Annotated in this window: 8 protein-coding genes; 2 read left to right on the top strand and 6 right to left on the bottom strand. The window is 67.6% G+C overall.

What is annotated here, in order from left to right:
• Positions 1–146 precede the first annotated feature (146 nt).
• The 4 genes from ABT061_RS48085 to ABT061_RS48070 form a co-directional block, all read right to left on the bottom strand.
• Positions 147–647 carry a pyridoxamine 5'-phosphate oxidase family protein gene (locus tag ABT061_RS48085; protein ID WP_350930418.1) on the bottom strand — a complete coding sequence of 167 codons (501 nt, stop codon included), beginning with the start codon at positions 645–647 and terminating at the stop codon, positions 147–149.
• A gap of 77 nt (positions 648–724) precedes the next feature.
• Positions 725–1,150 carry a VOC family protein gene (locus tag ABT061_RS48080; protein WP_451935827.1) on the bottom strand — a complete coding sequence of 142 codons (426 nt, stop codon included), beginning with the start codon at positions 1,148–1,150 and terminating at the stop codon, positions 725–727.
• 834 nt (positions 1,151–1,984) lie between these two features.
• Positions 1,985–2,785, bottom strand: coding sequence for a CPBP family intramembrane glutamic endopeptidase (locus ABT061_RS48075; protein WP_350930416.1), 801 nt, complete (start codon positions 2,783–2,785; stop codon positions 1,985–1,987).
• A 360-nt stretch (positions 2,786–3,145) separates the two neighbouring features.
• Positions 3,146–3,409 carry a hypothetical protein gene (locus ABT061_RS48070; protein WP_350930415.1) on the bottom strand — a complete coding sequence of 88 codons (264 nt, stop codon included), beginning with the start codon at positions 3,407–3,409 and terminating at the stop codon, positions 3,146–3,148.
• A gap of 219 nt (positions 3,410–3,628) precedes the next feature.
• Here ABT061_RS48070 and ABT061_RS48065 point away from each other — a divergent pair, with 219 nt between their 5' ends.
• Positions 3,629–3,775, top strand: coding sequence for a hypothetical protein (locus tag ABT061_RS48065; RefSeq protein ID WP_350930414.1), 147 nt, complete (start codon positions 3,629–3,631; stop codon positions 3,773–3,775).
• A 34-nt stretch (positions 3,776–3,809) separates the two neighbouring features.
• Here ABT061_RS48065 and ABT061_RS48060 read toward each other — a convergent pair whose 3' ends face one another.
• Positions 3,810–4,757 carry a M56 family metallopeptidase gene (locus ABT061_RS48060; protein ID WP_350930413.1) on the bottom strand — a complete coding sequence of 316 codons (948 nt, stop codon included), beginning with the start codon at positions 4,755–4,757 and terminating at the stop codon, positions 3,810–3,812.
• Complete coding sequence (locus ABT061_RS48055; protein ID WP_350930412.1) at positions 4,754–5,113, bottom strand: BlaI/MecI/CopY family transcriptional regulator; 360 nt, start codon at positions 5,111–5,113, stop codon at positions 4,754–4,756. The genes ABT061_RS48060 and ABT061_RS48055 overlap by 4 nt, the downstream gene beginning before the upstream one ends.
• 371 nt (positions 5,114–5,484) lie before the next feature.
• Between ABT061_RS48055 and ABT061_RS48050 the strand changes: the two genes are divergently transcribed.
• Positions 5,485–5,949 carry a hypothetical protein gene (locus tag ABT061_RS48050; RefSeq protein ID WP_350930411.1) on the top strand — a complete coding sequence of 155 codons (465 nt, stop codon included), beginning with the start codon at positions 5,485–5,487 and terminating at the stop codon, positions 5,947–5,949.
• Positions 5,950–6,182 lie beyond the last annotated feature (233 nt).

Below are 6,182 nucleotides of genomic sequence, written 5' to 3'. Positions count from 1 at the left end.
CATTGTGGCCGTGTTCACTCCGGGGACGAAGCCGCGCTCGGGTTCTCGACATCCCACCGCGACATTTCCCGGCGGATTTCACAGACTCCGCGTACCGCGGTGGGGAGGCGTGGGCGATCCACCCCATGCGAGCGACCTCGCGCCGCTCAGCCGCGCTGACGCCCCTCCCGCTGCCGGACCAGCTCCTCGACCGCGCTCGGCAGAGTCGTCTCGAAGTCGATCAGTTTCGCCCAGTTCGGGGTCACGACGATCCGGACCATGCCGTCGTGGTAGAGCGAACGCACCTCCGCCTCCCAGTCGACCCGTTGCTCGGGCGTCATCTCGTAGGTGCTGGTCGCCTGGAGGTACTCGTCCGGGATGCCGTCGACGAAGTCCAGCTCGGCCCGACCACGGATGAGTAAGATCTTGGGCGGGTGCGCCTCGGTGTCGATTGTCAGGGCAACCATCGGGTTCTCGCTCAAGGCCTGAAGCTTCGGAGCGTTCTTCGACGTGCACATGACGATCTCCGAGCCGTTCCAGGTAAAGATGATCGGGACATTGCGAGGTGTGCCGTCCTTGGCGACGTAGGCCAAGCGGGTCACGTCGCGAGCCAGCAGCTCCTGACTGATCGGTCGGTTCAGTACCTCGGTGATCTCGTTCGGTCGCACGGTTACTCCTCCCGTTGTCGTTCTCGGTCCATCCAGCGGATCGTTCTGGTTGGTCGCAGGTCGGTCGCGACGGGCCGTTAGCCGAGCTCCTCGGCCAGTGCGACGACGATGCCCTCGGGGCCGCGGATGTAGCAGAGCCGGTAGATGTCCTTGTACTGCACCACCTCGCCGACGAGTTCGGCGCCGTGGGTGCGCAGGCGGGCGATGACGTCGTCGATGTCGTCGACCGCGAACATGATGCGGCGAATGCCCAGCGTGTTCGCCGGGGCGTCCTCCGGCACGCCGCTGATCGCCTTCGGCGTGTGGTACTTCGCCAGCTCGATCCGCCCGTGGCCGTCCGGGCTCCGCATCATCGCCACGTCGACTCGTTGGTCGTCGAGCCCGACGAGACGTGCCGCCCAACGCCCCTCGACCAGCGCCTTGCCCTCTAGCTCCATGCCGAGTTCCACGAAGAACGCGATTACAGCGTCGAGGTCGTCGACGACGATGCCGACGTTGTCCATCCGCTGAATCGTCATGGTGGTTCTCCTTCTTCGTCGCGCGGCCCGTCGTGGCCACTGGTGTGCCTAGGACGGAGCCACCGCCACATTCTCGACACCCGGAAACGTGCTGAGTTCTAATGAACCCAACGTCAGACGGAGCGAGGGTGAAGAACCGGTCCGGCTCGTCCCAGCCGATCTCCGGGAACCGCCGCAGAGACTCCAGTTCCTCGTCCGTGAATACCGGAGCGACCACCAGGTACCTCCCGCCAGAGCCCGAAGAACCCCAGCTTAGGAGCCTGCCCAGCCATATCCGCCCTATTTTTTCCCGTGTACTACGGCGGTCCCGTCCGGGGCGGTCGGCGAGCTGGCGTGCGCTGCGTGCGGGGACGGCCCGTTGATCGTCGCTGCCCGGCAGGCCGCCCTACCGGGCGCGCCAGTCGACGATCGAGTGAGCGTACGCGCAGCTGCATACCTGCGCCGTGGACCCGCAGACACTGCAAGACCTCGTGGGGGCAGTTCCGGTTCTGGGCCACCTCGCGACGCACCTGCATCACACGGTGCGATCGGGCCAGCGTGGCCAGCACGGCGGGGGTAGTGCGGGTTGCCCGCGAGGCGGACCTGCACCTGGTAGTCGGGGTCGTCGCATTGCGTTAGGACCTCTTGGTCGACGAGGATGCCCGCAGGTCCGGGCTCGATCGCGAGTGCCGCCTGAGCCGTCTCGGCCGATGTCCACGCCGTCGCGAACACTCCTCCGCACCGGACCATTCGCCGAGCAGGGCGGCGAAACGCTCGTCAGGAGCGGAGCCCGTGCCCCGCCCCGCCAAGGTGCGGAGCGGGGACGGGACACGAGGTTTGTCAGCCCTGTGTCGCCGGGACCTTGCCCACCACGACCTGCGCGGCGTTACGGCGCTTCTCGCGGGCCAGGACGATCGGCACAGTGATCGCGCCGACAATCGCCAGGAGCGGCGCAGCCATGCCCGCGAGCGGGAAGGCCGAGCTGTGGGTCGAGAAGACCGTGAAGTCCCAGAAGCCGTGCAGCACCATACCCGAGATGAGCCAGCCGGTGGAGCGGCGGGCGAGGTAGAAGATCGAGCCGAGACCGAACGCGAAGAACACCTGCACGATGCCGCCCAGACCGATGCCAAGGAAGACGTTTGGCAGGTGGAAGACCGCGAACATCGCAGTCGACAGCAGCCACACGCCGGTCTCGCCGAAGCGGCTGCGCAGGGCGACGATGAGCTGGCCACGATTGATCATCTCCTCGTTGAAGCCGACCAGCGCGCTGCCGATGATCAGGAAGACCCACATCAAGGGGGTGACGCGGCCGAACTCGCCGAACAGCAGGTTCACGACGGCGATGATCATCATGATGATCGGCAGAGTCATCGCCCAGCGCGACAGGGAGCGGCGCTCGTGGATTGCCGGACCCCACCAGCCGTAGATCGAGACCACGATGATCGCGAGGATCGCACCGCCGGTCAGCGGGAGCACGTACCAGAGGAGCAGGGTCTGCTCGCTCTCGCCGACGCGCGTGTAATCGACCCCGTTGATCACGAAGATCGCGTAGAAGACCGCGAGGTAGAGGAAGTAGCCGAGCACCCCCAGCCCTACGCGAGGCTGGATTCTGACGTTGGGGCTCAGTGGATTATGCGCCATGGACTCAACTTCCCAGCGCCGGTCTCTCGGTGGCAGTGTCGGCTGCCATCGGTTTCGGTGCACCGTGCACCGAACAGCCATGACATCTGTCATATTCTCGGGCGGAGATTCCCGATCACCCGAGAACGCGCTCGCGCTGAACCCACCGCCAGGCCGGTTCGCCATCCGACGCACGTCGATGACTCGCGAGGGTCGGCCGGCTCCGGCCGGCGGGGAGGTGTCGACCTGCCGGAAGTTCGGTCCAGCCGCCCGGACCTACGCGGCCTGCCGGCTGATGGCCAATGTCGGGCTGCGTGTGAACGATGACTGCAGGCTCGACCTGGCCGACGTCACATGGGGCCTCGGCCCGTCCGGCAGGCTCTACTCCGACAGGAGAGCGCTGGCCCAGTCTTCAACATCGGAAGGGTCTCGCTGCCAGGGGAAGGTCCCGGTGAAGGCTATGAACCGCCGTACCAGGTGCAGACGAGCGGTCGCCGTGCCCACCGAGAGCATTCGACTGCGTTGCTGCCGGAACCGCCCCGTCAGCATCGCCTCTAACACCGTCTCCGCCGGGTGCAGCAGCATTACCCCGTCGGCCAGGACCAGGTGCGCCGCGCCATCGATGTCGACCTTCTGGCGAGCCATCAACCCCCCTCGCACTCAATGCGAGACGGCGTCCCGGAAACCCCAGAACCCGCAGGTCAGAAGCTCAACAGTCAAGGCACTACCAGGGCCCCGACATTCACGCCGAAGATCGCATCCGACCTGCGAGAACACCTCTGTCACCGATGCGAATACCGCATCAGATGGAATACGCACACTTTCCAGTGCATCGAGACATGGGCATGATCTTGATGGTTCTCGGTGATACTGCCGCGGATCGAACTGCAGGTCCGCGTGGTCGAGGAGCCCTACCTGATCCGCACCCACGGATCGGACCAGCTCACCCACGCCTCCATCACGGGCCGCTTCCTTCCGGCGCTGGGCCGCCTGTCACCGGCGCTCTCCTAAAGGCTTCCCCTGCGGTTTGTGGCGGCCCGGCGCCTCAGATCCGCCAGATGGTGATACACAGCACGGGCGCGACCAGCACGGCCAAGGGCCCGCTCAGCAGCAGGCCGGCGGCGCAGTAGGCGATGGCCGGCACCCAGCCCGGCTGCTGGGGACGACCGCGCAAAAGGCGTTCCACGCGGTGAACGACCGCCGTGTCGGCCAGCGCCAGGCCGCCCGCCGCGGTAGGACCGGCCGCCGGGGCGGCCATCCGCACCAGCGCGCGGGCCAGCGGCAGCTCTCCGTGTACACGGCGGGCCTGGTCGTCGGCCAGCATCTCCAGCAGCACGGGGACGACCCGGCGGGCCGTGCTCGCGACGGGAAGCCAGGGGAAGGCCTGCGCGAGCGCCAGGAACGGAAGCAGCAGCAGATCGTGGCGCCCGGCGGCATGCGCCCGCTCATGGCCGAGCACCGCCTCGGTCTCCTCGGCATCGAGGAGGTCGAGCGTTCCTGCGCTGAGCACGATACGGGCCCGGCGGCCGGGAATGCAGTAGGCCACCGGCCGGGCGCCGGGCAGCACATAGACGTCGTGGAGCACCGACGGGTCGGCCGCGACATCCACCAGCAGCCGCTGCCTGTTTTGGGCTCGAACCGTGCGCACCGCGGCCCGCACGGTGTGCAACGACAACCAACCGATCAGACCGGCGCTCCACACCAGCGCGACGATGTGCGCCGGCCCCAGACCGTCCAGCCCCCGCCCGTCGAGAATCTGACGGATCAGAGTGTGCGCACCGTGCGGGAACACCGCTGCGAGCGGCGCCACCGAGGCCACCAGGCCGATGCCGACCGCTCCCAGTCCGCCGGCCAGCCCGATCGCCTGCCACATGACCAGGGCAGCGCGGGGACAACGATGCGTCCACCCGGCGCCGGCGAGCCGCTCGGCGAGCCGGCCTCCTGCCAGCAGCGGCACCAGCGCCACGGCCGCGGCGACCAGCCAGACGATCACGACGTCTTGCCCAGATCCCGGTTGTCGAGCGCCTCGCGCAGCGCGGCGGCCACCTGCGGCGACACGCTGCCGACGAAACGGCTGACCGCGGCCTCCACATCACCGGCGCCGTCCAGTACCTGGCGCATGGCCTCGGCGACGAAGACGTCCTTGCCGCCCGCGGCGCGATACAGATGGGCACGGCCACTGCGCTCCCGGGTGACCAGGCCCTTGCGCGACAGCCGCACCAGCACCGTCAACACGGTCGTGACCGCAGGCGCCGAGGGCAGAGCGTCGGCCAGGTCCTGGGCGAACACGCCCTCGGGATGGTTCCACAACGCTTCCATGATCGAACGTTCCAGGTTGCCGAGCCGCACCTGTCAGCCCCTTCGCCTCTGTCCTGGTTGTTTCCCACGATGAAGGCTACCGGCCCGCGCCCGGGTGACCCGCGCCTGTGAAGAGAGCACCCGGCTCGTGGACACTCCATTCCCGAAATCACCTCTCAGAAGGACGGGGTGATGGTGGCCGGGTGCGGCTCGCCTTCGATCCGCCGCGCGGTGTTGGGGTGGACCGGGCCGCCGCCGGCCGGCCTGATGGGCCTGGGCTTGGGCCGACCCGGCCGGCGCCCTCATACGCGAGAAAGGCCGCGAGGCCTGCTGTGCTCTGTGAGCCGGTGCCGCCCGCTCGTGGACGCCCTCCCGGAACACTAAATCACATCCCGGATGTGAATAGTCACACAGGGTAATGTATGTTCGTGGTCATGATCGGATCGATGCGGCGGGTCGCGCGGTGTGGAGGTGTCGCCTTCACGCTGTGCCTGACCGTACTCGGTATCGTCGTGCTGATCCATCTGGCGCTGTACGTCGCCGCCCACGCTCATGCGGCGCACCATCATGCGCCCGGCGTGCAGACTGTGACCTCCATCGGCGACTCGAACACCGAAACCCCCTCCGCGGTCGCCGCGGTGTCGCACGAGCACGCACCGTGCCCTCGCCTTCCCGCCGATCATGATCATCGCCTGTGCGGCGCGGCCACCGGGGCGCAGATCACCGATGTGCGCCCCCTGCCGCAGACCGGCCCTGCCGTCGGCGACCCGATGATCACTGAGGTGTCCGCGACACTCTCACCGCCGCCCGCCCAGCGATCTTCGCGGCCGGTGTGCCCGCCGCCGGGGGCTGTGTTGCTCGTTCTCAAATCCGTTTCCCGCATATAGAAGCCAGCCCACCGGGCCCCTTGGCAACGACTCAAAGCTCGACACGATCGGCGTGAGCCGTCGCTTCCGCGTGCCCAAAAGCGAGTCGACCACATCGCAAGCATGGGAAACGGATCATGACACACACCCTCAATTCATCGCAGATCGCCACCACCTCGCTCAGCCAGTTGATCACCGGAGCCACCTGCCACGCCCCCGAGCACGTGGTCGGCAACACCCCGGTGCTCTGGATC

It is taken from the genome of Streptosporangium sp. NPDC002544 (assembly GCF_040295965.1).
Taxonomy (GTDB): domain Bacteria; phylum Actinomycetota; class Actinomycetes; order Streptosporangiales; family Streptosporangiaceae; genus Streptosporangium.
Note: the sequence above shows the minus strand (reverse complement) of the source record. Positions and strands in the feature narration are given on the sequence as shown.